The sequence below is a fragment of the Variovorax paradoxus genome (genome assembly GCF_024734665.1).
In the GTDB taxonomy this organism is placed as follows: Bacteria; Pseudomonadota; Gammaproteobacteria; order Burkholderiales; family Burkholderiaceae_C; genus Variovorax.
This window is the reverse complement of record NZ_CP102931.1, coordinates 2377070-2400951: the sequence shown is the minus strand read 5'-3', so window position 1 is coordinate 2400951 and position 23882 is coordinate 2377070. Positions and strand designations below refer to the sequence as shown.

The 23882-nt window shown below is 67.6% G+C and carries 23 protein-coding genes; 15 read left to right on the top strand and 8 right to left on the bottom strand.

Translation table 11 applies throughout. The features are described 5' to 3' along the window. Positions 1 to 3 precede the first annotated feature (3 nt). Positions 4 to 900, top strand: coding sequence for an amidohydrolase (locus NWF24_RS11285; protein ID WP_258354246.1), 897 nt, complete (start codon positions 4 to 6; stop codon positions 898 to 900). Here NWF24_RS11285 and bla read toward each other — a convergent pair whose 3' ends face one another. Next, positions 901 to 1788 carry a class A beta-lactamase gene (bla, locus tag NWF24_RS11280; RefSeq protein ID WP_258354245.1) on the bottom strand — a complete coding sequence of 296 codons (888 nt, stop codon included), beginning with the start codon at positions 1786 to 1788 and terminating at the stop codon, positions 901 to 903. A gap of 166 nt (positions 1789 to 1954) precedes the next feature. Here bla and NWF24_RS11275 point away from each other — a divergent pair, with 166 nt between their 5' ends. The 6 genes from NWF24_RS11275 to NWF24_RS11250 all read left to right on the top strand — a co-directional run bounded on the left by NWF24_RS11275 (position 1955) and on the right by NWF24_RS11250 (position 9188). Next, positions 1955 to 2437 carry an SRPBCC family protein gene (locus tag NWF24_RS11275; RefSeq protein WP_258354244.1) on the top strand — a complete coding sequence of 161 codons (483 nt, stop codon included), beginning with the start codon at positions 1955 to 1957 and terminating at the stop codon, positions 2435 to 2437. Positions 2438 to 2685: 248 nt separating this feature from the next. After that, complete coding sequence (locus NWF24_RS11270; RefSeq protein ID WP_258354243.1) at positions 2686 to 4758, top strand: LamG domain-containing protein; 2073 nt, start codon at positions 2686 to 2688, stop codon at positions 4756 to 4758. Between the two features lie 81 nt (positions 4759 to 4839). Beyond that, positions 4840 to 5019: a hypothetical protein gene (locus tag NWF24_RS11265; protein ID WP_258354242.1), complete on the top strand. Its 180-nt coding sequence runs from the start codon at positions 4840 to 4842 to the stop codon at positions 5017 to 5019. A 37-nt stretch (positions 5020 to 5056) separates the two neighbouring features. After that, entirely contained in the window at positions 5057 to 7246 is a 2190-nt protein-coding gene (locus NWF24_RS11260) for a phosphocholine-specific phospholipase C (protein WP_258354241.1), read from the top strand. A 132-nt stretch (positions 7247 to 7378) separates the two neighbouring features. After that, positions 7379 to 8155, top strand: a complete 777-nt coding sequence (locus NWF24_RS11255; RefSeq protein WP_258354240.1) for a DeoR/GlpR family DNA-binding transcription regulator — start codon at positions 7379 to 7381, stop codon at positions 8153 to 8155. A gap of 10 nt (positions 8156 to 8165) precedes the next feature. Beyond that, the gene (locus NWF24_RS11250; protein ID WP_258354239.1) at positions 8166 to 9188 is read left to right on the top strand and encodes a DUF2272 domain-containing protein; all 1023 of its coding nucleotides are present in this window, start codon (positions 8166 to 8168) and stop codon (positions 9186 to 9188) included. Positions 9189 to 9194: 6 nt separating this feature from the next. Here the strand turns inward: NWF24_RS11250 and NWF24_RS11245 are convergent, their stop codons facing one another. Genes NWF24_RS11245 through NWF24_RS11235 form a run of 3 tightly spaced genes read right to left on the bottom strand, consistent with a single transcriptional unit; the run spans position 9195 to position 10409 of the window. Beyond that, positions 9195 to 9449 (bottom strand): DUF3297 family protein, encoded by a 255-nt coding sequence (locus tag NWF24_RS11245; RefSeq protein WP_093055689.1) that lies wholly within the window; start codon positions 9447 to 9449, stop codon positions 9195 to 9197. A gap of 33 nt (positions 9450 to 9482) precedes the next feature. Then, complete coding sequence (locus NWF24_RS11240) at positions 9483 to 9947, bottom strand: ribonuclease HI family protein (RefSeq protein WP_258354238.1); 465 nt, start codon at positions 9945 to 9947, stop codon at positions 9483 to 9485. Beyond that, positions 9948 to 10409, bottom strand: coding sequence for a hypothetical protein (locus tag NWF24_RS11235; RefSeq protein ID WP_258354237.1), 462 nt, complete (start codon positions 10407 to 10409; stop codon positions 9948 to 9950). It abuts the gene before it with no gap. A 109-nt stretch (positions 10410 to 10518) separates the two neighbouring features. Between NWF24_RS11235 and NWF24_RS11230 the strand changes: the two genes are divergently transcribed. The 6 genes from NWF24_RS11230 to NWF24_RS11205 all read left to right on the top strand — a co-directional run bounded on the left by NWF24_RS11230 (position 10519) and on the right by NWF24_RS11205 (position 16488). Next, on the top strand, positions 10519 to 11259 hold the full coding sequence (locus NWF24_RS11230) for a glutamine amidotransferase (protein ID WP_258354236.1): 741 nt from the start codon (positions 10519 to 10521) through the stop codon (positions 11257 to 11259). A 76-nt stretch (positions 11260 to 11335) separates the two neighbouring features. After that, positions 11336 to 11974 (top strand): CDP-alcohol phosphatidyltransferase family protein, encoded by a 639-nt coding sequence (locus NWF24_RS11225; protein ID WP_258354235.1) that lies wholly within the window; start codon positions 11336 to 11338, stop codon positions 11972 to 11974. A gap of 105 nt (positions 11975 to 12079) precedes the next feature. Further along, the gene (locus NWF24_RS11220; RefSeq protein ID WP_258354234.1) at positions 12080 to 14482 is read left to right on the top strand and encodes an acylase; all 2403 of its coding nucleotides are present in this window, start codon (positions 12080 to 12082) and stop codon (positions 14480 to 14482) included. A 13-nt stretch (positions 14483 to 14495) separates the two neighbouring features. Beyond that, positions 14496 to 15140: a histidine phosphatase family protein gene (locus tag NWF24_RS11215; RefSeq protein WP_258354233.1), complete on the top strand. Its 645-nt coding sequence runs from the start codon at positions 14496 to 14498 to the stop codon at positions 15138 to 15140. A 65-nt stretch (positions 15141 to 15205) separates the two neighbouring features. Next, positions 15206 to 16168 carry a DnaJ C-terminal domain-containing protein gene (locus NWF24_RS11210; protein ID WP_258354232.1) on the top strand — a complete coding sequence of 321 codons (963 nt, stop codon included), beginning with the start codon at positions 15206 to 15208 and terminating at the stop codon, positions 16166 to 16168. Between the two features lie 2 nt (positions 16169 to 16170). Then, positions 16171 to 16488, top strand: a complete 318-nt coding sequence (locus NWF24_RS11205) for a chaperone modulator CbpM (protein WP_093055675.1) — start codon at positions 16171 to 16173, stop codon at positions 16486 to 16488. Position 16489: 1 nt separating this feature from the next. Here NWF24_RS11205 and NWF24_RS11200 read toward each other — a convergent pair whose 3' ends face one another. Together NWF24_RS11200 and NWF24_RS11195 are read right to left on the bottom strand one after the other, a co-directional pair. After that, on the bottom strand, positions 16490 to 18229 hold the full coding sequence (locus NWF24_RS11200) for a dipeptidase (RefSeq protein ID WP_258354231.1): 1740 nt from the start codon (positions 18227 to 18229) through the stop codon (positions 16490 to 16492). Between the two features lie 137 nt (positions 18230 to 18366). Then, on the bottom strand, positions 18367 to 20106 hold the full coding sequence (locus NWF24_RS11195; protein WP_258354230.1) for a dipeptidase: 1740 nt from the start codon (positions 20104 to 20106) through the stop codon (positions 18367 to 18369). A gap of 59 nt (positions 20107 to 20165) precedes the next feature. Here NWF24_RS11195 and NWF24_RS11190 point away from each other — a divergent pair, with 59 nt between their 5' ends. Beyond that, on the top strand, positions 20166 to 20750 hold the full coding sequence (locus NWF24_RS11190) for a DNA-3-methyladenine glycosylase I (RefSeq protein WP_258354229.1): 585 nt from the start codon (positions 20166 to 20168) through the stop codon (positions 20748 to 20750). Between the two features lie 73 nt (positions 20751 to 20823). On the opposite strand, the gene NWF24_RS11185 is transcribed toward NWF24_RS11190, so the two are convergent. After that, positions 20824 to 21177 (bottom strand): alpha/beta hydrolase, encoded by a 354-nt coding sequence (locus tag NWF24_RS11185; protein ID WP_258354228.1) that lies wholly within the window; start codon positions 21175 to 21177, stop codon positions 20824 to 20826. 405 nt (positions 21178 to 21582) lie between these two features. Here NWF24_RS11185 and NWF24_RS11180 point away from each other — a divergent pair, with 405 nt between their 5' ends. Further along, positions 21583 to 23085 (top strand): short-chain fatty acyl-CoA regulator family protein, encoded by a 1503-nt coding sequence (locus NWF24_RS11180; protein ID WP_258354227.1) that lies wholly within the window; start codon positions 21583 to 21585, stop codon positions 23083 to 23085. Here the strand turns inward: NWF24_RS11180 and NWF24_RS11175 are convergent. Beyond that, positions 23027 to 23881: a hypothetical protein gene (locus NWF24_RS11175; protein ID WP_258354226.1), complete on the bottom strand. Its 855-nt coding sequence runs from the start codon at positions 23879 to 23881 to the stop codon at positions 23027 to 23029. The genes NWF24_RS11180 and NWF24_RS11175 overlap by 59 nt on opposite strands. Position 23882 lies beyond the last annotated feature (1 nt).

The window sequence follows — 23882 nt, the reverse complement described above, 5'->3', positions numbered from 1 at the left end:
CGCATGAAAACCATTGCGCCAATCGCCGCCATGCTCATGGCCGCCTGCACGGCCATCGCGCCCAGCGCCTACGGGCAAGCCCCGGCCTATGCAGGCCCCTTGTTCGACACGCACCTGCACTACAACCAGGAAGCCTGGGACGGCAACACCGGTCCCTATCCGCCCGCCGAGGCGCTCGCGCGCATACAGCGCAACAACGTCAAGGCGATCATTGCCAATTCGCGCCCCAACGCGGGCACGCAGACCCTGGCCGCAGCGCGCGAAACACGCGCCGCGGGCGTGACTGTCGTGCCCTTCGTGCGCCTGTACCGCAACCGCGACGACTACACCAACTGGTTCCGCGACGAGACCATCTACGAGATGGTGCAGACCGAGCTTGCACGCGGCACCGCGAGCGGCCCCTATCGCGGGCTCGGGGAGTTCCACTTGTACGACAGCGCCGACGCCAACGGCCCCGTGGCGAAGAAGCTGATCGTGCTGGCAGAGCAGCGCAAGCTCGCGGTGCTTGCGCACGTCGACGACGTGGCAATCGACCTGCTGATGGCGAACGCCCCTTCGAAAGGGCAGGCCCTGCGCCTGATCTGGGCGCATACCGGCATCGGCGGTGCACCGGTCGAGCGGGTGCAGGCACTGCTGGAGCGCTATCCGCTGCTGATGGGCGAACTCTCGTACCGGCCGGGGCTGACCTGCGAAGGCGGCAGGCTGTGCCCCGAGTGGCGGGCGCTGATCCTCAAGTACCCGGGTCGCTTCATGGTCGGCTCCGACACCTGGGTCAACCAGCGCTGGAGTGCCTATGACGAAACGATGCGCGGCTACCGCACCTGGCTTGGCGATCTGCCGGCCGACGTAGCGCAACGCGTCGCCTGGGGTAACGCTGCCGCGCTGTTCGACCTTCGCTGATCAGCCTGCCAGCGCAGCCACCGCAATGCGCGTTGCCGACGCAATGACATCGTTGCGCCCCTTCGCATCCTTCTGCGGAAAGGTGAGATACACCGACAGCACGATAGGCGCACCGGCCGGCGGCCACAGCACGCCGACGTCATTCGTGGAGCCATACGAGCCCGATCCGGTCTTGTCCCCCACCCTCCAGCCGGCCGGCACGCCCGCCAGGAAACGCTCGGTGCTTGTGGTGTTGCCCAGCAGCCAGGTCTGCAGCTGGTCGCGCTGCGCCGTACCCAGCGCATCCCCCAGCGCCAGCCGCTGCACGCTGTCGGCCATGGCCGCGGGCGTGGTGGTGTCGCGCGGGTCGCCAGGAATACTGGTGTTGAGCTCGGGCTCGGTACGGTCGAGCCTGAAGGTCTGGTCGCCGATGCCGCGCGCAAAGGCGGTCACGGCGGGCGGGCCACCCAACACCTTCAGCAGCAGGTTGGCGGCAGCGTTGTCGCTGTACTGCACGGTGGCGGCGCACATCGCGGCCACGGTCATGCCGGTGGCAACGTGCTTCTCGGTGATCGGCGAATAGGCGACCAGATCCACCTTGCTGTAGCTGATGTTCCTCGACAGCAGGCCGCTGTCCTTGGTGCTGCGCTCGAGCACGGCCGCGGCCAGCATCAGTTTGAAGGTGCTGCACAGCGGAAAGCGTTCGTGCGGCCGGTGCTGGATGCGTGCGCCACTGCCGGTGTGAAAGCCGACCACGCCCAGGCGGCCTCCCGAGGTGCTTTCGAGTGCGGCGAGCTGCGCTTCGGCCGAAGACTGCGATGCCGTGCCAGACCAGGCAGTGCATGCGCTGGCGAGCGGCAGGACGGAGGCGGCAAGCAGCAGGCTGCGGCGCTGGGTTAGAGGGTTCATTTCGTTTTCTCTTTCTTTGGTCGAGTGGATGGTACGAAGCGAATCCTAGGAGCGGCACCCTCATCGATCCAGCCTCCCGACGGCGTTGTGCGTCCCGGGTGTATCCGCTGTAACGGCTGGAGCAGGAACTGCGGCGCGAAGAGAAATCGCGAAAGTGATCTCCCGCATGGAACGCACGCTGCCCGCCCCCATCGAGCGCGTGTGGGCCTACCTGATCGACCCCGACAAACGCGCCGCGTGGCTTGCCGACGGCACCATGGCGCAGAAGCCGGGCGAGATGTTCGACCTGCGCTTCAACCACACCGAACTCACTGGCGAAGTAGCCCCCGATCGCTACGCAGAGTGCCGCCAGCCGATCGTGCAGAAGTCGCGGCTGGTGCGCATGGAAGCGCCGACGCTGCTGACGATCAGCTGGGACGAAGGCCCTGCGCCGTCGGAAGTCACCTTCGAGCTCACGCCGCAGGGAAACTCCACGCAGCTCGTGCTCACGCATCGCCGGCTGGCAAGCCGCAAGGACATGGTCAGCGTGGCGGGTGGGTGGCATGCGCATGTCGACGTGCTCATCGAGGTGCTGGCAGGCAGCAAGCCGCAGGGCTTCTGGACGAACCACGCGGCGCTCGAGAGGAACTACGAAGCGCAGATTCGCTGAACCGGCGCGTTCCTCTTTTTCATTTCTCTCGCACGGGGCCTTCGGGCCCCGTTTTTTTGGGCGTTTGCCTTCGCGGGGCTTGTCAAACCGCTGTCACCTGAGAACCGCAGCATCTGAGGCATTAAGAGTATTTGTGTGTTTTATTGTAAATAACTTTATTTGCACAAGAACAGAAAGACACCCACGTTCCTTCGGCGCAGCCGCGGGATATGCGTCTCAGAACTTCGAGGGAAAACATGATCAGAGGAATGAACACGCGCCGCGCATTGGCGGGAACAGGCATGTGCGCTCTGCTGCTTCTCACCGCCTGCGGTGGAGGTAGTGGCAACGGTTTCTCGCCCATTGGCACACCGTCGCCCGGTAGCGGAAGCAACCCGGCACCCACCGTCAACCAGGGCAAGAGCGGGCCCAAGGCACTCGTCGTCGAGATCGATGGCCTCGCGTACGCGACGCTTCGCGATGCCATGGCACAGAACAAGGTGCCGGCGTTGCAGTCGCTGCGCGTTGCTCCGGCATGGACCGGCGGCGCCAACGGCACGCTGAGCGAACAGCGCACCACGGACGGCCCGGGTTGGGCCACGCTGCTGACCGGCACATGGGTACAGCGCCACGGCGTGCGCTGGGACACGAACGACCAGCGCATCGACGTCAAACTCGCGCCCTCGGTCTTCGCACTCGCCAGGCAGAACAACAAGGCGGCCGGCTACAAAACGGCCTCCGTCACTGCTCGGGCGCTCTATCCGCAGTTGCTGGCGAACGAAGCCGGCACGCTCGACGCCGCAATCGACTGCGCAGGTGCCGACGCCTGCGTCACCGACCGCACCGCGCAGCTCATCGACACCGGCTACGACCTGCTGGTCGCGCAGTACGGCGCGCCGGCCACAGCGGCGGGCAGCGGCCTGAAGAGCGACGCCTACCAGCGCGCGATCGCCGACACCGCCGCCGGCGTGGGCCAGTTGCTGGCGCGCATCGCGCAGCGCACTGCCAACGATCCGAAGGAAGACTGGCTCGTGATCCTCACGACCGGCCACGGCCTCGACGCCTTCGGCGGCGCCACTGGTGTGCAGGACAACGACAACAAGACGATCTTCATCGCCAGCAACAAGACGCTCGCGGCGCAGCCCGGTGTCGGCACGGCTGCGCCCACCGACACCACCCTGCTCGCGCTCGCTGCCGCCACCGACATCGCGCCGACCGTGTTGCGTCACCTCGGCGCGCTGCCTGCGGCCGCCGACTACCGCTTCAACGGCCAGGCCCTGCAGGCGGCAACGTCGCTGCGTGGTCTCTCGGCGAAGACGGGTGCGGACAAGCGCAGCATCGAACTGTCGTGGACGCTCGCTGGCACCACGACCGCGCCAGTGCAGGTGCTGCGTGACAGCAAGCTGGTGGCTACGCTGCCGGCCGGCTCGAATGCCTACATCGACCCTATCGTCGCCGAGAGCGACGGGCCGTACACCTTCCAGTACGCGGTCGTCGCCAACGAGGCCACCGTGGCACTCACCGCGCAGATCGCCTACGTCAAGCCGATACCGCCGGAACCGCCGGTGACGCTCGCCGCCACGCTGGCGAACGGGCTGATCAACTACTACCCGCTCAACGCATTGCCGGGCGTCGACACGAAGAACGCCTCCACCCTCGCACCGTGGGCGGCCGACGCCAACGGCGGCACGCTGATCGACGATGGCTTCCCGGCACCCAACAAGGCCAAGGCGCTGCGCGTCGACAGCACCGTGAAGAACGCCAGCGGCATGGCCGGCTATCGCCTGGTGCAGAACAGCGACGTCACGACGAACCCCGCCGTCACGGCCTTCACCATCGGCTTCTGGATGCGCACCGACAACACCTGCAGCCAGGGCGTGAGCAATGGCGGCACGGTGATCGGCAACAAGAACTACACCACCGGCGGCAACGCGGGCCTGGCCATCGGGCTGTTCGGCAGCTGCGAGATCCGCTTCAACGTAGGCACGGGCAGCGCACGCGCCGACAGCAACGGCTACAGCCTGAGCGCGGGCCAGTGGGCCTACGTGGCGGTGGTGATCGACAAGGCCGCACTCACGATGAAGGGCTACGTGATGGACCCCGTCAGGGGCATCCAGACCAACAGCACCGCCATCACCAGCGCGCTGGTCGACAAGCTCGGCGGCCTGGGCAACGGCCTGGGCCTGAACGAGGACGGCACCGGCCTCTACTACCAGCGCGAAACCTCCTCGCCGCGCGGTGCCATGGACTTCGACGACTTCGCGATCTGGAACCGCGCGCTCACGAACGACGAGCTGACCAGCATCTTCAAGTCGGGCACGCCGCTGTCGACGCTGCCCTGACCCCGATCACCCCCGATCACCCCCGATCACTCCCGATCACTCCCGAGCCCCAAGACAACAACGATTCCAGAGGATCAACTCATGCAAGTTCACACCCTTCTTTGCGCGCGCCTCGTGCCCGCGCTCGTTCTGGCCTGCGCCCTTTCCGCCTGCGGCGGCAGCGGAGGTGGCGGCGGCTTCGTCGGCGGCACACCCACGCCCCCTACCACGCCCACGCAACCCGACACCGGCGTTGCCCCCGTGAAGAGCTGCGCACCCTGAGCCCCGCCGAACCATGTCCAACCAAAACAACAAGCCCATGACGAACTCACGTCGCAAATTTCTCACCGGCACGGCCACAACCGGCGCCGCCGCCCTCGCGCTGACGGCCTTTCCGCCGAGCATCCGCCGCGCGCTCGCCATTCCGGCCAACAACAAGACCGGCACCATCCAGGACGTCGAACACATCGTGATCCTGATGCAGGAGAACCGTTCGTTCGACCAATACTTCGGCACGCTGATGGGCGTGCGCGGCTTCGGCGACCGCTTCACCATTCCGCTGCCCAAGGGCCTGAACGTGTGGCAGCAGAGCGATGCCACCGGCAAGCCCATCCTGCCCTACCACCTCGACAGCCGCAAAGGCAACGCACAACGCGTGAGCGGTACCCCCCACTCCTGGAGCGACGGCCAGAACGCCTGGGACGGCGGGCGCGCCTACCAATGGCCGCGCTACAAGACCAATGCGTCGATGGGCTACTTCAAGGAGGCCGAGGTAACGTTCCAGTTCGCGCTGGCCAATGCCTTCACGCTGTGTGACGACTACCACTGCAGCATGCACACGGGCACCAACTCGAACCGCATGTTCCACTGGACCGGCACCAACGGCCCCACGGGCGCCAACGTGGCCACCGTCAACAACGAATGGGACGACATCGGCCCGTCCACCACCGGCTACGAGTGGAAGACCTACCCCGAGCGGCTGCAGGAAGCCAAGGTCAGCTGGATCATCTACCAGAGCCTGCCGGACAACTTCACCGACAACCCGTTGGCCGGCTTCAAGCAGTACCGCAAGGCCAACGAGGATTCGGGCAAGCCGGTGAGCAACGACGGCCCGTCGCCCGCCTACGACCCGGCCAGCGACGACGCCGGCAACCCGCTCTACAAGGGCATTGCCAACACCATGCCCGACGGCGGCTTCCTCGAGCAGTTCCGCCAGGACATCAAGAACGGCAAGCTGCCGAAGGTGTCGTGGATCGTTGCACCCGCGGCCTACTCCGAGCACCCCGGCCCCTCGAGCCCGGTGCAGGGCGGCTGGTACATCCAGGAAACGCTGGACGCGCTCACCGCCGTGCCGGACGTGTGGAGCAAGACCGTGCTGCTCATCAATTTCGACGAGAACGATGGCTACTTCGATCACTACCCCTCGCCGGCCGCGCCCTCGCTCAACCCCGACGGCTCGATGGCCGGCAAGACCACGCTGCCCGAGGCCGACCTCGCCGCGGAACGCTTCACGCACCCGAAGCCGCCGGGCACCAGCAGCCAGCCCGCACCCGACGGCCGCGTGTACGGCCCCGGCGTGCGCGTGCCGATGTATATCGTCTCGCCGTGGAGCCGCGGCGGTTGGGTCAATTCGCAGGCCTTCGACCACACCTCGGTGATCCGCTTCATCGAGGCACGCTTCGGTGTGAAGGAGCCCAACATCTCGCCGTTCCGCCGCGCTGTGTGCGGCGACCTCACCAGCGCATTCAACTTCGCCACGCCCAACACGGAAGCACTGCCCACGCTGACGGGACGCACGACCAAGGCTGACGCCGACAAGCTGCGTGCCGACCAGCAGGCCCTGGCGCAAGTGGCATTGCCGCTCGACCCGCAACTGCCGCGCCAGGCCACCGGCACACGCCCCTCGCGCGCCCTGCCATACGAGCTGCACACGAGCGCGCGCGCCGACGTCATCAAGGGCCAGATGCGGCTGATCTTCAAGAACAGCGGCAAGGCCGCGGCCGTGTTCCATGTGTACGACAAGCTCAACCTCGACCGCCTGCCGCGCCGTTACATGGTCGAGCCCGGCAAGACGCTCGACGACACGTGGAACCCCACGACCGACAACAGCGGCTTCTACGACCTGTGGGTGCTCGGGCCGAACGGCTATCACCGCCACTTCAAGGGCGACCTCAACCGGCTTCGCGCCGGCGGCGCACCCAACCCCGAAGTGCAGGTGTGCTACGACATTGCAAACGGCAACGTGTACCTGGAAATGCTCAACGGCGGTGGTGGCGCCTGCAAGTTCACAGTGCGCGCCAAGGCCTACCGCGACGACGGCCCGTGGAACGCCACGGTGAACGGCGGCGGCAAGGCCGAGCAGCTGTGGGTGCTGGCCAGCAGCGGCCAGTGGTACGACTTCGCCGTTACCTGCGATGCCGATCCGGCCTTCTATCGCCGCTTTGCCGGCCGCGTCGAAACCGGCAAGCACTCGGTGAGCGATCCGGCCATGGGTCTCGCCGATCTCTGACAACGGACGGGGCCAACGCACCTGCATCGGGATATTGGCCGGCACAATTGCACGGCCCCTGTGCCTGTTCACGTGCAACCGGGGCGGCTGTCACACTGACGCCGCCCTTTTTCTTTTTTACGCCGGCATTCCATGCTCCAAGAAGAACGATTCCTGCGCATCCGCAGCCTGCTCGCCACCTTCTCGCGACTCAGCGTCGAGCGCATCATGCAGGACCTCACGGTGTCGCGCGAAACGGTGCGTCGCGACCTGCTCGAACTCGAAGGCCTGGGCGAACTGCGCCGCGTGCACGGCGGTGCCGTTGCCATCAAGGCGGAGCCCGAGCCGCCGCTCGCGGTGCGGCTGGTGGCGCGCCAGCGCGAAAAGCGCGCCATTGCCAAGGCCGCCGTCGCACTGCTGCGGCCGGGGCAGACCATCTTCATGGATGCGGGCAGCACCATGTCGATCTGCGCGGAAGAGATCGGCACGCTGAGCGGCATGACGGTCATCACCAACTCGCTGAACATCGCGCTCAAGCTCGCGGGCGCGGGCGAAGGCCGCCTCACCGGCAACCAGACCATCCTGCTGGGCGGCCAGACCGACGTGAAAACGCAAGCCACCTTCGGCGACACCACGGTGGAGGCCATCCGCCGCTATCGCGCCGACGTCGCGCTGCTGTCGCCGGTGGGTCTTCACGCCAAGCATGGCGCGATGAGCTTCGAGCACCACGAAGCCACCGTGGCACGCGCGATGGCCGAGCAGGCGCAGCAGCTGGTGCTGCTGGCCGACCACGCCAAGATCGGCCAGGCCAGCCGCGTGACCTATGCGCGAACGACGGACATCGATGTAGTGGTCACCGATGCCAAGGCGCGCGAGCTGCCGGGACTGTCGGCGCTGCGCAAAGCGTGCGAGCGGGTGATAGTGGCCTGAGGCGCATCGCATGCTGCGAGCGGACGCTTCCCCTGCCTCGCGATGGACGATGGCGGCCCTGGGTGCCGCAGCCTTCTTGCTCGCATCCGCGCCGGGACCGGCTTCCGCTGCATCGGGCTGCCTCGAAACGGCCACGCAAGCCCCCTCACCGTCGCGCGCAGTCGCGATGGCGACCTTCGCACTGCAGGAGCACGAGGCCTTCGGCGGCCAGACCATGGACGCCGAAGGCCGCATGACCGAAGCCGGCGACTCGGAGGCCGAGGACACGCGCCGCACGGTGCCGGGCCTCGCACCATGGCAGCGGGTGCTGGGCTACTGGCAGGCCGTCGATCCGCAGCTCCCGTCGCTCGTGCGCTTCGGCGCACTGCGGGGCGCCGACCGGCACCTGCTGATGCAGGCGTTGAACGAGGCGACGGCCGGGCGCCTGCAGGGCATGGGCGTCGGCCCCAGCGAGGGACTTGATTCAGTGGAGCTGCGCGCCGTTCAGGCCGCGCTGAGCCGGGTCGCGGTGATCGACACGCCCTGGTCCGCGGCCTTCATCAGCTGGCTGGCGCGGCAGGCCGGGTTGGCGGACGACGAATTCGTGTTCTCCGAAGCGCATGTCGACTATGCGGGCGCCGCGTGGCAGGCCGGCATCGAAGAGGCCGCGGGCCACCCCACGCGCTACGCCCTGCGCGCCTGCGACCTGAGGCGCACGCCACCGCGCGTCGGCGACCTGGTCTGCCAGGCACGCGGCGCGGGCGCCGGGCTCGATACCTTCGACAAGATCGGTGAAGTGCTGGCCGCGCGGGACACCGGCGGCGAGCCGTTGCCCATGCATTGCGACGTGGTGGTGGCCGTGGATGCCACGGGCTTCGACACCGTGGGCGGCAACGTGCTGCAGTCGGTCACGCGGCGCCGGCTCGACTTTGCGCCGGGCACGCGCTGGCTGGACCCGAGCTACCTGCCCGAGGGATGCACGCCGGGCGCGCCGGGGTGCATCGATCGCCACATGAGCCGCCAGCCCTGGTCGCTGCTGCTGCAGTGGCGCTGAGCGCGCTCAGGCTTCCTTGTAGTACGCCTCGACTGTGCCCTTGAGCTTGAGCAGCAGCGGCTTGCCCTTGCGGTCGAGCGTCTTGCCTGCAGGCACCTTGATCCAGCCTTCGCTGATGCAGTATTCCTCGACGTCGAGGCGGTCCTTGCCGTTGAAACGGATGCCGATGTCGTGCTCGAAGGCGGCGGCCACGTGGTGCGGGCTGCGCGGATCGATGGAGAGGTGGTCGGGAAGGGGTGGGCGGGGAGTGGCTTCTGTCATGGCGCGTGATGATAGGGGCTCCCGGGCCCTGCCCTATCGCCGCTTCTTCGCGGGCCTTGCAGGCGGCTTGGGCGCGAAGCCCAAGGCGGCGCGTGCCAGCGCGTCGGCCTCGCCATTGCGGTGGCGCGGAATCCACTGCACGCGCACGTCGTCGAAGCTGCCGAGCAAGGCGCGGGCATCGTTGAAAAGGTCGGCCAGGCGCTCGATCGGTTTCGCCCCGGTCGGGCCGAGCTGTTCGACCAGGATGCTGTTGTCGCTGTAGGCCCGCACCGCCGTCGCACCGCGCTCGCGCAGGTCTTGCAGCGCCAGCGTCAGCGCCCGCAGTTCGGCCTCGTTGTTGCAGCCGGTGGCATGCGTGGCTTGCGACAGCGTGTGGCGCGTTCCGTCGGGCGCGGTGATGACGGCGCCAATGCCCATGCGCCCCGGGTTGGGCATGGCGCTGCCGTCGCAGTAGACGGTCCACGGAAGGCTGTGTGGCCTGGCTTCTCCTGCGCTCATTCAGCAGTTGCCGCGCTTGATGCCCGCGAGGTTCTGGCAGGGCCGCTGGCCGGGCGGCGGCCCCGGGTCGTTCACATGCGGCGGCGGACGTCGGATAGGGCGCACGCCGTCGTAGTACGGATCGGGGCTCAGGATGACGACGGCCGGGGGATCGGCCGCCGCGGGCTGCGTGTCGGCGGGATAGCGCGGGATGATGGCCGGGCCCGAAGGCGGATTGCTGGCCACCTGGCTGGGCGGTGCAATCGGTGCTGCGGGGGTCGGCGCCGGTGTGTAGTCTGGCCGGCGCGCCTCGGCGGGCGGCGATTCGAGGATCGGCACCTGCCGCGACTGCTTGCTGCCCGCCGGACAGGCGACGTTGGTGTAGGAGATGGCCCCGCTGGCGTCCGTGCAGCGCACCACCTCAGCCGCCTGTGCGCCCAGCGCCGCAGCGAAGATCGTGAGGGAGGCAGCCAAGGTGCGCATCGGTCGATTTTTCGGCAGGGTTGCAGTCAGGTCAAACACCCGGGGACCGCCCCGGGTCATCCACTGTAGCCGTTGCGGGCCCGATGCGCACCTGCGGCATGATCGCGGCATGGACAACCACCGCCCGCACCCGCTCGTCATCGTCAAGCTCGGAGACACCTTCGAGGCCCTGCGCACGCAGCGCGGCGACTTCGAGCACTGGATTGCCGACGGGCTCGACACGCGCGCGCTGCCCCTGCTGGTGGTCGACCCGCGCCGCGGCGACGCCCTGCCCGACCCGGCCGAGGTGTCGGGCGCGGTCGTCACCGGTTCGCACGCGATGGTGTCGCACCGCGAACCCTGGAGCGAGACCACGGCCGCCTGGCTCGCGCAACTCGTGGCGCACGACACGCCAGTGCTCGGCATCTGCTACGGCCACCAGTTGCTCGCGCATGCGCTCGGCGGCGAGGCCGGCGACCACCCGCAGGGCGCGGAGGTCGGCACCGTGACCGTCACGCTCGACGATGCCGCCGCTACCGACCAGTTGCTGCGCGGCCTGCCCGCGCAGTTCCCGGCCCACGCGGTGCACTGGCAGAGCGCTCTGCGCCTGCCCGAAGGTGCTGTGCGGCTGGCCGGCAACGACCACGAGCCGGTGCATGCGTTCCGTGCGGGCGACCATGCCTGGGGCGTTCAGTTCCACCCCGAGTTCGATGCCGACGTCATGCGCGGCTACATCGACCAGCTGGCCGACGGCCTGGCTCGCGCCGGCACCGACCCGGCCGCACTGCGCGAGCACGTGATCCAGACCGACGCAGCAGCCAGCCTGCTCGGGCGATTCGCACGGATCGTCGAAGCGCATCACGGCGTCTGACGCCCTGCGCTGACAAGAAGCGCGTTTCGCTTCGGTTAAGGTGCGGTCCATTCGCCGTTTGCCCAACCCATCCTTCATGACCACTCCCTCCCCCGCGCCGACCCGCAAGCATTTTTCGATGCTCCGGGAATTCCACCTGGCCGATGCCTTCACGCTCGGCAATGCAGCCTGCGGGGTGGGCGCGGTGTTCCTCGCGATGGCCTTCATGGCGAGCCAGTCGCTCGCGCAGTTCCTGTGGTCGGCCGCGCTCGCGCCGGCAGCGTTCATCTTCGACGTGCTCGACGGCCGCATCGCGCGCTGGCGCCAGACGCAATCCGCGCTCGGGCGCGAGCTCGACTCGCTGGCCGACATCATCTCCTTCGGCATGGCGCCCGCCGCGCTCGGCTTCGCGGCCGGGCTGAACGGCGGCTGGGACTGCGTGATCCTGATCTATTTCGTGGGCTGCGGCGTGAGCCGGCTCGCGCGCTTCAACGTGACGGCCGAGTCACTGTCGGCCGGCTCCGACAAGGTGAAGTACTTCGAGGGCACCCCCATCCCGACCAGCGTGGTGCTGGTGGGCGTGCTGGCATACGCGGCCTGGCAGGGCCACATCGGCAGCGCCTTGTGGGGCGGCGCCTGGGTCATCGGGCCGTGGCAGTTGCATCCGCTCACGCTGCTCTTCGCGCTCTCGGGCACGCTCATGATCAGCAAGACGCTGCGAATCCCGAAGTTCTGACCGCTCACTCGACTCGGCGCGGCGTGCCGCGCTTGTGACAACGCGCGGCAAAGGTACGTCCTTTAATCGGCTTCCTTGTTCCTTTCCAATAAGAGAGACGCCCGCATGACATCGAAGAACGCCACGCCTTCCCGGTTTTCGCTCACGGCCCTTTCCGTGGGCCTGGTCGCCCTGCTTGCCGCCTGCGCGAGCACGCCGCCGCCCGGCGGGCGTAGCGTGACCATCGAGCGCACCACCTTCGGCATTCCGCACATCACCGCACCGGACTACGAGGGCTTGGCGTACGGCAGCGCCTATGCGCATGCGCAGGACAACGTCTGCCAGACGGCCGAGCACCTGCTCACGCTGCGCGGCGAGCGCTCGCAGTTCCTGGGCGCGCAGAACACCGGCGACCTGGGCCTGGGCCGCGCGCCGAATGCGCAGATTGACCTGTTCATCCGCTATCACATGGACGACGCCGCGCTGGCGCGTGCAGGCGCTACCACGAGCCCCGACGTGCAGGCCGCGCTGCGCGGCTACGTGGCCGGCTACAACCGCTACCTGCAAGACGCCGGCCCCAACGGGTTGCCCGAAGCCTGCCGCGGCAAGCCCTGGGTGCGGCCGATGACGGCCGGCGACCTGTCGCGCGCCACCGAGATGTCGATGATCCAGGGCGGCCTGGGCGCGCTGGCCGGCGCCGTGCTCGCCGCGGTGCCGCCCGCCCCCGGCGCCAAGACCAGTGCCGCGCCGGTGGACCTGAAGGAAGCCGTGGCCGAAATCGGCCGCCACAGCTTCAACGCCAACCCCGAGGGCGGCGAGCTCGGCTCCAACGGCTGGGCGTTCGGGCGCAACGCCACGCCGGACGGCCGTGGCCTGCTGCTGGGCAACCCGCACTTTCCATGGACCGGCACCAACCGCTTCTGGGAGATGCACCTCACCATCCCCGGCAAGCTCGACGTGATGGGCGCCACCGGCGGCCTGAGCCCGGTGGTGGCCATCGGCTTCAACAAGGACGTGGCCTGGACGCACACCGTATCGACCGGCAAGCGCTTCACGCTGTACGAACTGAAGCTCGACCCCGCCGACCCGACGGTGTACCTGGTCGACGGCCAGCCGAAGAAGATGGTCGCGCGCACCGTGGCACTGCCCGCCGCGGCAACTGGCAGCGGCACGCCGCCGGTGCAGCACACCTTCTATTCGACCGACTGGGGCCCGGTGATCTCGCTGCCGCGCGCCGGCCTGGGCTGGACCGCGCAGAAGGCCTACGCCATCCGCGACGCCAACACGCTCAATGTGCGCTCGGCCGAGAGCTGGATGAAGATGGCGCTGGCCCGCAACGTGGCCGAGCTGCGTGCCGCCATGGGCAACCAGGGCATGCCGTGGATCAACACCATCGCGGCCGACCGCGACGGCAACGCGATGTACGCCGACCTGTCGGTCGTGCCCGACGTATCGGCCGACATGCTCAAGAGCTGCGCGCCCTCGCCCGCCGCTGCCGCGCTGCTCAACGCGGCAGGGCTGCCAGTGCTCGATGGCTCGCGCAGCGCCTGCGCGTGGAACCGCGACAGCACGGCCGCAGCGCCCGGCATCATCGCGCCGGCGCGCATGCCGGTTCTCATCACACCGGACTACGTGCAGAACAGCAACGACAGCTTCTGGCTCAGCAACCCCGACACCGCGCCGATGGCTGGCGTGTCGCCGTTGGTGGGCCCGGTGGGCGTACCGCAGCGGCTGCGCACGCGCAGCGCGATCATGGAAATCCGGGGCCGGCTCGCGGGCAGCGACGGCCTGCCCGGCAACCGCATGGGCGCGGCCGAGCTGCGCAGCGTGATCTTCCGCGACAGGAACCTCGCGGGCATGCTGGTGATGAACGACCTGCAGGCCGCCTGCAGTGCCGCCGGCAACACGCTCACCACCGATCAGGCGCTCGGCTGCCGCGTGCTCACCGCCTGGGACCGCACCAGCAATGCCGACTCGAAGGGCGCACCGCTGTTCCGCGAGTTCTGGCGCAAGACGAAGGACGTGCCCAAGGTCTGGCGCGTGCCGTTCGACCCCGCGCAGCCGGTGACGACGCCGGCCGGGCTCGACATGGCCACGCCGGCCACGCGCGAGGCCGTGTTCAAGGCGCTGGGCGACGCGGTCGGCATCCTGCGCACCGCCGGCTTCGCGGCCGACGTGCCGCTGGGCGTGCCGCAGTCGCGCCTGGTGCGCGACCAGAAGATCGCGCTGCACGGCGGCGACGAGTTCGAGGGCGTGCTCAACAAGCTGGAGTCGCAGGGCCAGTCGCTGATCGACCCGAAGGGCTACAACGTCAACTATGGCAGCAGCTACATGCAGGTCGTGACCTTCGACGCCAACGGCCCGGTCGCTCAAGGCCTGCTGACCTACGGCCAGAGCAGCGACCCGGCTTCGCCGCACGCCTACGACCAGTTGCCGCTGTTCGCGGCCAAGCAATGGCACCCGCTGCCTTTCCACCCCGCCGACGTGCGGGCGCAGCGCGAGGGCACGCCGTTGCAGCTCGCGTACTGACACCACCCCATCCATGTCACAGCAAACCGCCCTTTCCCACACCGCCGCGAGCGGGCTCGACGAGCTGATCCGCATCGCGGCGGCGAAACCGCTGTCGCCAGCCTGCGATCACTTCTACTTCCTGCGCCACGGGCAGACCGGCCGCAATGCGTTGCGCATCTTTCAGGCGGTGGACGAGCCCCTGAGCGAGCTTGGTCTGCAGCAGGCCGCGCGCGCCGCCGGGCTGCTGGCCGGCGAGCCGATCAGCACCGTCGTGTGCAGCGACGCGCGGCGCGCGCACGACACCGCGTACACCGTGGCCACGACGCTGAAGCTCGTACCGGCAGCGCAGGCTGCGCTGCGCGAGCGCAACTTCGGCGCGCTGATCGGCACCTCGTCCGCCAACATCGACTGGGCCTGCGAGCCCGAGGGTGGCGAAACGCTCACGCAGTTCGTCACCCGCACGCGCGACGCGCTCGACACAGCCCTGCGGCTGCCCGCCCCGGTGCTGGTGGTGGCGCACGGCGGCACGCTCTACGCGCTGGCCGCCCTGCTGGGCGTGCCTGTCGACATCGGCCTGCTCGGCAATGCGCAGCCCTTGCGTTTCGAGCGCCGCGGCCCCACATGGGCCGTGACGCCGCTGCTGCGGCAAGCCGACGGCGACGCAGCCCTGGCCTAGCCGCCCCCATAGCCCCCGTAGCCCCCGGGCCTTGTTGCCGTCCACCCAACGAACCGCCAAACACCATGGAATTCAAGGACTACTACAGCGCACTGGGCATCGACCGCACCGCGTCCGACGACGAAGTGCGCAAGGCCTACCGCAAGCTCGCCCGCAAGTACCACCCCGACGTCAGCACCGAGCCTGACGCCGAGAAGCGCATGCGCGACCTCAACGAGGCCAAGGACGTGCTTGGCGACAAGGAAAAGCGCGCCGCCTACGACGCGCTGGCCGACCGCGTCGCGCGCGGAGGCCACCCCGAGGGCGACTTCCAGCCGCCGCCGGGCTGGGACGAAGGCTTCGAGTTTCACCGCGGCCCGCGCCAGGGCCCGGCCGACCATGCCGACTTCAGCGAGTTCTTCTCGTCGCTGTTCGGCGAGGCCGAACGCCGCGGCGCCGCGCGCCAGAACTTCCGCGCGCGCGGCGAAGACCATCACGCGGCCATCGAGATCACGCTCGAAGACGCGCTCAACGGCGCCGAACGCGAGATCACGCTGCGTGCGCAGACCGTCGACGCACAGGGCCACCCGCAGTGGGAGAACCGCACGCTCAGCGTGAAGATCCCGCCAGGCGTGCACCCGGGCCAGTTCATCCGCCTCGCGGGGCAAGGCATGCCCGGCCACGGCGGCGAGCCGCCGGGCGACCTGTACCTCGAAGTGCGCATCGCGCCGCACAAGCTGTACCGCGTGGAAGAGCGCGACCTGTACATGACGCTGCCCATCACGCCCACCGAGGCCGCGCTGGGCGCACAGGTGCAGGTGCCAACACCTACCGGCGGCGTGGTCGAAGTGACCGTGCCGCGCAACGCGCGCAACGGCCTGAAGCTGCGGCTCAAGGGCCGGGGCTTCGCAGGCAAGACGCCCGGTGACCTGTACCTGCTGCTCGACATTGCGCTGCCGCCCGCCGACAGCGACGATGCGCGCAAGGCCTACGAACAGCTGGCGCAAGCCACGGCATCGTTCCACCCACGCCAGCATCTGGGAGTCTGAGCATGGTGAATTTCACTGTCACAACCGCCACCGCCGTCAGCGCCTCGCAACCGCTCGCGGCGAGTGAACTGGCGCACGCCGTTGGCGCCGACACCGCCTGGGTCGTGCAACTGGTCGAGGTCGGCATCCTGCGGATCGAAACGACCGAGACCCAGCCCGAGCGCTGGCAGTTCTCCAGCGCCGACCTGCAGCACGCGCTCGAAGCTCGCCGGCTGGAGCGCGACTTCGGCGTGGGGCTCGACGCCGCCGCGCTGATCCTCGACCTGCAGCACGAGGTGCGCCGGCTCAAGGCGGTGCTGCAGGCGCGCGGCCTGCGCTGAGCTACTGCATCTGCTGCAGGTTGCCGATGCGCACCAGCATCTCGGTGAACATCTGCAGATCGGCGTCGAGGTCGGGCACTTCCTTGTACTCCTTGGCGTTGTGCCCCGTGTACTTCTTGCCGGGCATGCCGGGGCCGAAGCTGATCGCGTTGGGCATCTGCTTGGCCGTGGTGGCGCCGGCGGCGGACACCGGCTTGGCTTCGAGGCCGGTGGTGTCGCCGTAGATGTTGAGCAGCGTCGTCAGCCACTGGCCAGAAGGGTCGCGCGCCATCCAGTTGCCCTGGTCGTACTTGATCTCGACGCTGGCCTTGTTCGCGGCGGCCCAGTCGTTGATCTTCGCGGTGACTTGCGTCTTGAGTTCTTCGGGCGTGCGGCCGCGCGGCATGCGCGTGTTGACCGCCACGACCAGCCGGCCGTCGGCACCGGTGCGAATCAGGTTGGGAGAAAAGGTCAGTGGCCCCATGAAGTCGTCCCTGTAGCCCAGGCCGATCTTCTCGCCAAGGTAGCCGGTACCGTAGAGCGCGTCGACGTACTTCACCGCCTTCAAGAACTGGTTGTCGGCCAAGGTCACGCCGGACTCCAGCAGGAACAGGCCCAGCCGCGGCAGCGGATTCACGCCGTTCTGGGGCTCCGAGCCATGGGCCGACGTGCCGGTGACCTTGATGGCGATGCTGTCCCCGTCACGCGTGATGGCAATCGCAAACTTGCCGCCCTGCGGTTCGTACTTCTGCAGGAAGGCCGGTTTCGCGGCTTCGAGTTTTGCGAGCACTGCCGCAAGGTCGCCGCCCTTGAGCGTGGCTGTGGCAGTCTGTGAAATCGCATTGACTGCGGCGGCGGCGCCCATGTCGGTAATCGCAGTGACTGAGGCATCGGTCTTCTCCGCGGGGAAGAACACGCTCAGCGAGCCCGCGCCTTTCTCGGCCACGACTGCGGGGTAGCCACTGTCGAGCACGATGTTGTAGGCCGGCAGCGGCACCTTGCCGCGGTAGTACTCCATAGCGTCGCCGCCGGTTTCCTCGGTGGTCTCGATCATCAGGCGCATGGTGCGCTGGATCGGCAGGCCGCTTTCCTTCACCGTCTTCATTGCGTAGAGCACAGCGGCAATCGAGCCCTTGTCGTCGATGGTGCCGCGGCCGTAGAGGCGGTCGCCCACGCGCACCATGGTGAACGGATCGAGCCGCGTGCCGTCGTCGAGCACCCACTCGGACAGCACGGCGGGCACCACATCGGAATGCGTGAGGATGCCGAACTCTTCAGTGCCCTTGCCCTTGAGGCTGACTTCGAAGATGCGGTTGTCGACGTTGCGGTACGCAAGCCCGAAGTCGCGCGCCATCTTCTCGACCAGCTTGCCGAAGTCGATGATCGTCGGGTTTTCGTGCGGCGGAATCTGCACGTTGCGCGCCGTCGGCAGCGCCACCATGGCACCGAGGCTCGCGATCACAGCCTTCTGGTTGTGCAGGCGGTTGTACAGGCCCAGCAGGCGCGCGATGTTGGTGAGGTCGTCGCCGGCCAGCGGAGCCTTCTTGCGATAGGCGGCCACCGCGGGTTTCAGCTCGGGGTTGGCCTTCTCGGCCTGGGCCAGAAAAGCGTTGAAGCTGGACGCGGGCTTGCCGCCTTGCCAGGCTGCGGCCAACTGGTCGAGCGCGGGTTTCTTGAGCGTCTCTGCGAAGGCCGGTGCGGTGAGGCCAACTGCCATCAAGCCCATGGTGAGGGCCGGCAACGAGAAGCGAAATTGCAGCATGTGCGTGACTCCCTTTTCACAAAAATGGAAGCCTTCGACGATACCCGAGCCACGCGTTGCGACAGGGCCCTGCGCACTACGAAGAAACGTTGCGCACTAGTGAAAAAGCGCGGCTTTAAGTTCGCCAACCCCACGCGTTACTGCATCTGCTGCAGGTTGCCGATGCGCACCAGCATCTCGGTGAACATCTGCATGTCGGCGTCGAGATCGGGCACTTCCTTGTACTCCTTGGCGTTGTGCGCCGTGTACTTCTTGCCGGGCATCGCGGGGCCGAAGTTGATGGCGTTGGGCATCAGCTTCGCGGTGGTGCTGCCGGCCGTGGGCACCGGCTTGGCCTCGAGGCCGGTGGTGTCGCCGTAGATGTTCAACAGGGTCGAGAGCCACGCGCCCTTGGGGTCGCGCGCCATCCAGTTGCCCTGGTCGTAGGCGACCTCGAGCTTCACGTTGTTCGCACTCGCCCACGCGTCGATCTTCGACGTGACCTGCGCCTTCAGCTCGTCGGGTGTGCGCCCGCGCGGCATGCGCGCGTTGACCGTGACTTCGAGCCTGCCGTCGCCGCCCATGCGCACGAGGTTGGGCGAGAAGGTCAGCGGGCCCATGAAGTCGTCGGCATAGCCCAGGCCCATCTTCTCGCCGAGGTAGCCGGTGCCGTAGAGCGCGTCGATGTACTTCACGGCCTTCAGGTAGTGGTTGGCGGCCAGTGGCACTCCGGACTCCTGCAGGAACAGCGCGAGGCGCGGCAGCGGGTTCACGCCCTCCTCTGGCCGTGAGCCGTGGGCCGAGACGCCCGTCACTTTCAGCTCGACGCTATCAGTGCCGCGCGAGATGTCGATGGCGAACTTGCCGCCCAGCCCTTCGTACTTCTGCAGGAAGGCCGGCTTTGCTGCTTCGAGCTTCGCGAGCACGGCCACAAGATCGCCGCCCTTGAGCGTGGCCATCGCCGTCTGCGAAATCGCGTTGGCTGATGCGGCGCCGCTCATGGCTGTGATGGCGGTCGATGCACCATCCGCCTGCTCTGCCGGGAACAGCACCTTCAGCGCGCCCGAGCCCTTCTCGGCCACCACGGCCGGGTACTTGCTGTCGAGCACGATGTTGTAGGCCGGCAGCTGCGTCTTGGTGCGGTAGTACTGCATCGCATCGCCGCCGGTTTCCTCGGTGGTCTCGATCATCAGGCGGATGCTGCGTTCGATGGGCAGGCCGCTTTCCTTCACGGCCTTCATCGCATAGAGCACGGCGGCGATGGAGCCCTTGTCGTCGATGGTGCCGCGACCGTAGAGAAAGTCGCCCACTCGGGTCATCTTGAAGGGGTCGAGCCGCGTGCCGTCATCGAGCACCCACTCGGACAGCACCGCGGGCACCACGTCGGAATGCGTGAGGATGCCGAACTCCTCGCTGCCCTTGCCCTTCAGGCTGACTTCGAAGATGCGGTTGTCGACGTTGCGGTAGGCCAGCCGGAAATCATTCGCCATCTTCTGCACCAGCTGGCCGAACTCGATGATCGGCGCGCTCTCATGGGGTGGCACCTGCACGTTGCGCACCGTCGGAATCGCCACCATGGTGCCGATGCTCGCAATCACTGCCTGCTGGTTCTTCAGGCGGTTGTAGAGACCAAGCAGGCGCGCGATGTTGACGAGGTCGTCGCCGGCCAGCGAGGCCTTCTTGCTGCGGTACGCATTCACGCTGCCCTGCAATGCGGGCTGGCTCTTTGCGGCCTGCGCAAGGAAGGCGTTGAAGTCCGCGGGCGGCTTGCCGGCCTGCCACGCGGCGGCGAGCTGATCGAGTTGGGGCTTCTTGATCGTTTCGGCGTGCGCCTGCGCACCAAGGGCGAGCGCGACGCCCAACGAAAGCGCCGACAATGAAAATCGAAAATGCTGCATCAGGGTCTCCCTCTCATTCTGAAAACATCTCCGAAGATAGCCGAGCGAAGAAACGAACAATGAGCAAAAGCACCGACAAGATCCGCTGCGCCTGGGCCCAGACCGACCCGCTGCTGACCGCCTATCACGACGCCGAATGGGGCGTGCCCGAGCACGACAGCCGCGCGCTGTGGGAAAAGCTCATGCTCGACGGCTTCCAGGCCGGCCTCTCGTGGCTCACCATCCTGCGCAAGCGCGACGCGTTCCGCAAGGCCTTCAAGGGCTTCGTGCCGGAGAAGATCGTCAAATTCACCGAGGCCGACGTCGAGCGGCTGATGCAGGACGCCGGCATCGTGCGTTCACGCTCGAAGATCGAGGCCACCATCGGCAACGCGCGCGCCTACCTCGCGATGCAGGCGGCGGGCGAAGATTTCTCCGAATTCATCTGGGGCATGGCGGGCGGCAAGCCCATCGTCAACCGCACCGGCAGCGTGCCAGTAAAGACGCCGCTGTCGGAGGATATTTCCGCAGCGCTCAAGAAGCGCGGCTTCAAGTTCGTGGGCCCCGTCATCGTCTACGCGTGGATGCAGGCGACAGGCATCGTGGACGACCACGCGCACGACTGCCACCGGCACGGCGCCAAACACAAACCCAAGCCCCAATGAAAAAACCGGACGCTGCTTTCGCAGGTCCGGTTTCTTGTTGACGTGTGACTGAAGCGGCTTGCGCCGCCTTCAATTACAGGCCGGCTTGACGCGTGAAGGTCAGGCCCTTCGCTTGCGAGGGGATCACGCTGCCAGCGAAGGTTTCGGGACGCAGGTTCTGACCCGGTGCGTGTGCAGCGGCAACAGCCTCGCTGCGAACAGTGGCTCGGTCGACCGAAGCGGCCAGGGCGGGCGTTGCGGTCGACGCAGCGCCTTCGTTGTCGCCATAAGCGTTACCGGCACGGGCAGCTGCCGCGGCTTGGGGCGCCACTTCGGCGCGGCTGTAGCCGGAGGTCAGGGGCTGAACGCCTTCGTAGGTTTCTGCATGGGCGCCAGCGGCGGCGAGCAGGGACAGAGCGGCGGCGGCGAGGATGTTCGAGGTCTTCATTTCAATTCCTTCTTCATTGGGCTTTTGGGTGCCCCAAGTGTGCACCGCGATTCCAAGGGTTAACCCCCATGCAATCGAATCGCAGTGTTCATGAAATTGAAACAATGAACGGGAACTTTCAATCGAGGCTAACTCAACTGCCCTTTCGGTCGCCAGGAATGCGGTTAGTTTGTGTACTTTTCCTCTAGCCCGTCAAGTGACGGGCATCGCGCAAACAAATCCATGCACGTTGCATGCCAGCCACCGAGCCTTGCAAGTTCTCTGCCTCTCCAATGGGCCGGTCCGCGAAATTTGCACAATTCGCAATTCAAGAAATATCGCGCCCATAATGAAGGTCTGTCTAAGCAAATTATTGCGAACGGGCTTCGCCGTATTTGCGAATCTTGCAAATAACTGGATCAAACGATGAAGAAGACTTTCATGGGCGTGCGGCTGCGCAGCCTGCGCGAGGAGCGCGGCCTGAGCCAGCTCGCGCTCGCGCAGCAGCTGGGCCTGTCGCCCAGCTACCTGAACCAGATCGAGCAGAACCAACGGCCGCTCACGGTGCCGGTGCTGCTGCGCCTGCATGCCACGCTGGGCGTCGACATCCAGGCCTTCTCGGAAGACGAAGAAGCGCGCCTCATCGCCAGCCTGCGCGAAGCGCTGGCCGACAACCCCGGCGGCGATGCCGTCGCGCTGGCCGAGCTACGCGAAGTCGCCACGCAGATGCCGGCCGTGGGCCGCGCGCTGGTTGCGCTGCACCAGCGCCACCGCGATGCGATGGAACGGCTCGAGGCATTGGCGGGCGAACTCGGCGACGGCCGCGGCGATCTCGCGCGGATGCCGCAGGCGCGGCCCATGCCCTTCGAGGAAGTGCGCGACTTCTTCTTCGCACATCAAAACCACATCGCGCCACTCGACGAAGCAGCCGAAGCCCTCGCCGCGCAATGGCGCCTGCGCGAAGGCAACCCCGGCGACCGCCTCGCGCGCCAGTTGCTCGATGCGCATGGCGTGCGGGTAGTGCCCGCCGAAGACGGAGAGGCCGGCGCGCAGCGGCGCTACGACCCAGCCACGCGCGTGCTGCGGCTCTCGCCCTACCTGGAGCCCGGGCAGCATGCATTCCAGCTCGCCACGCAGCTGGCCTTCTTCGAGGTGGGCGACATGCTCGACGAGCTGGTGGCCGCCGCGCCGCTGTCGAGCGACACCGCCCGCTCGCTGGCGCGCATCGGCCTGGCCAATTACTTCGCCGCCGCGCTGCTGCTGCCCTACGGCGAGTTCCTCGAAACCGCCGAGCAGTTGCGCTACGACATCGACCAACTGGCGCGCCGCTTCGGCGTGGGCTTCGAAACCATCTGCCATCGCCTGAGCTCGCTGCAGCGGCCCGAGGCACGCGGCGTGCCCTTCTTCCTGATTCGCGTCGATCGCGCGGGCAACATCTCGAAGCGGCAATCGGCCACGCACTTCCACTTCTCGAAGACCGGCGGCACCTGCCCGCTGTGGAACGTGTACGAGGCCTTCGCGCAGCCGGGCCGCGTGCTCACGCAGCTCGCGCGCATGCCCGATGGTCGCGCCTACCTCTGGATTGCGCGCACCGTATCGCACGGCTATCGCGGCTACGGTTCGCCCAACAAGACCTTCTCGATCGGGCTGGGCTGCGACATCAGCCACGCCACGCGGCTGGTCTATTCAAAGGGCATGGACCTGCGCGACCCCGATGTGCCCACGCCCATCGGCGCGGGCTGCAAGGTGTGCGAACGCGAGGCCTGCCCGCAGCGGGCGTTTCCGTTCGTGGGCCGGCCGCTCGACGTGGACGAGAACCAGAGCCGGTTCATGCCCTACGCGGCAGCACCGTCCGGCAACAACGCGATCGTCAGGAGCGCGGCCAGGCGCGCACCAGCGTCCGCAGCGCGACCCCGCCGCTCCCCTTGACCTCGGCGCGATAAGTGCCCACCAGCGCCTCGCGCTCGGCTGCGGCCTGCGGGTCGTTACGCCAAGCCAGCAAGGCGGCCACATCGGCATCGGGCAGCGCGGCGAGCAGCGCCTGCGTTACCTGCTTTTCGAACTCGCGTGCCACCAGCATCAGGTTGCGCGGGCGCGTCGACGTAACGCCGCGCGACCACAGCGTGTCGAGAGCCATGTCGAGCGTGCGGTCCGGCAGCGAGCTGAGTTGTCCGCCGTTGCCGCGCGCCAGTTGCTTGACCACCGCGCTCATCAGCAGCTGGCTAGAAAAGTCGATCTCGCGAACATCGGCCACGGCCATGCGTTCGAGCAGTTCGGTGCGCGCTAGGTCGGCCGGCTTGGCGCGCTCGCGATTGAAGAACTCGGCCCTGCCAGCCTCGCTCATCGCGGTGTAGTCAGTGCGCAGCTTCACGAAGCGGGCCAGGGCGGCCCGCAATTCGGGGCTGGGCGCCGCGCCGCCGCTGCCCGCCGAAGCCACCTCCTGCTGGATGGCGGACACAGATGCGGCAGTGTTGAACGCGCGCGTGGCGGCCGTGTCCAGCGCCTTGAGCGCCTTGTCGGCGATGGCCTGGTCATCGGGGTCAAGCAGTTCCTTTGCACCGCGCGCGACGGCGCCGGGCGCATAGGACGCTTGGTAGCGCGCCTGCACGCCTTCGAACTGCAGGAGTGCTTCCGCGCGGTTCTGCGCCCAGCCCATCAATGGGGCCAGAGACAGCAAAAGCAACAGGGAGAAACGGAGCGGGGAAAGACGGTTCGTGGAAAGCATG

Coding starts and splice junctions, on each gene's coding strand:
- NWF24_RS11285 (WP_258354246.1), top strand. CDS start 4: ATGAAAACCATTGCGCCAATCGCCGCCATGCTCATGGCCGCCTGCACG.
- bla (WP_258354245.1), bottom strand. CDS start 1,788: ATGAACCCTCTAACCCAGCGCCGCAGCCTGCTGCTTGCCGCCTCCGTC.
- NWF24_RS11275 (WP_258354244.1), top strand. CDS start 1,955: ATGGAACGCACGCTGCCCGCCCCCATCGAGCGCGTGTGGGCCTACCTG.
- NWF24_RS11270 (WP_258354243.1), top strand. CDS start 2,686: ATGAACACGCGCCGCGCATTGGCGGGAACAGGCATGTGCGCTCTGCTG.
- NWF24_RS11265 (WP_258354242.1), top strand. CDS start 4,840: ATGCAAGTTCACACCCTTCTTTGCGCGCGCCTCGTGCCCGCGCTCGTT.
- NWF24_RS11260 (WP_258354241.1), top strand. CDS start 5,057: ATGACGAACTCACGTCGCAAATTTCTCACCGGCACGGCCACAACCGGC.
- NWF24_RS11255 (WP_258354240.1), top strand. CDS start 7,379: ATGCTCCAAGAAGAACGATTCCTGCGCATCCGCAGCCTGCTCGCCACC.
- NWF24_RS11250 (WP_258354239.1), top strand. CDS start 8,166: ATGCTGCGAGCGGACGCTTCCCCTGCCTCGCGATGGACGATGGCGGCC.
- NWF24_RS11245 (WP_093055689.1), bottom strand. CDS start 9,449: ATGACAGAAGCCACTCCCCGCCCACCCCTTCCCGACCACCTCTCCATC.
- NWF24_RS11240 (WP_258354238.1), bottom strand. CDS start 9,947: ATGAGCGCAGGAGAAGCCAGGCCACACAGCCTTCCGTGGACCGTCTAC.
- NWF24_RS11235 (WP_258354237.1), bottom strand. CDS start 10,409: ATGCGCACCTTGGCTGCCTCCCTCACGATCTTCGCTGCGGCGCTGGGC.
- NWF24_RS11230 (WP_258354236.1), top strand. CDS start 10,519: ATGGACAACCACCGCCCGCACCCGCTCGTCATCGTCAAGCTCGGAGAC.
- NWF24_RS11225 (WP_258354235.1), top strand. CDS start 11,336: ATGACCACTCCCTCCCCCGCGCCGACCCGCAAGCATTTTTCGATGCTC.
- NWF24_RS11220 (WP_258354234.1), top strand. CDS start 12,080: ATGACATCGAAGAACGCCACGCCTTCCCGGTTTTCGCTCACGGCCCTT.
- NWF24_RS11215 (WP_258354233.1), top strand. CDS start 14,496: ATGTCACAGCAAACCGCCCTTTCCCACACCGCCGCGAGCGGGCTCGAC.
- NWF24_RS11210 (WP_258354232.1), top strand. CDS start 15,206: ATGGAATTCAAGGACTACTACAGCGCACTGGGCATCGACCGCACCGCG.
- NWF24_RS11205 (WP_093055675.1), top strand. CDS start 16,171: ATGGTGAATTTCACTGTCACAACCGCCACCGCCGTCAGCGCCTCGCAA.
- NWF24_RS11200 (WP_258354231.1), bottom strand. CDS start 18,229: ATGCTGCAATTTCGCTTCTCGTTGCCGGCCCTCACCATGGGCTTGATG.
- NWF24_RS11195 (WP_258354230.1), bottom strand. CDS start 20,106: ATGCAGCATTTTCGATTTTCATTGTCGGCGCTTTCGTTGGGCGTCGCG.
- NWF24_RS11190 (WP_258354229.1), top strand. CDS start 20,166: ATGAGCAAAAGCACCGACAAGATCCGCTGCGCCTGGGCCCAGACCGAC.
- NWF24_RS11185 (WP_258354228.1), bottom strand. CDS start 21,177: ATGAAGACCTCGAACATCCTCGCCGCCGCCGCTCTGTCCCTGCTCGCC.
- NWF24_RS11180 (WP_258354227.1), top strand. CDS start 21,583: ATGAAGAAGACTTTCATGGGCGTGCGGCTGCGCAGCCTGCGCGAGGAG.
- NWF24_RS11175 (WP_258354226.1), bottom strand. CDS start 23,881: ATGCTTTCCACGAACCGTCTTTCCCCGCTCCGTTTCTCCCTGTTGCTT.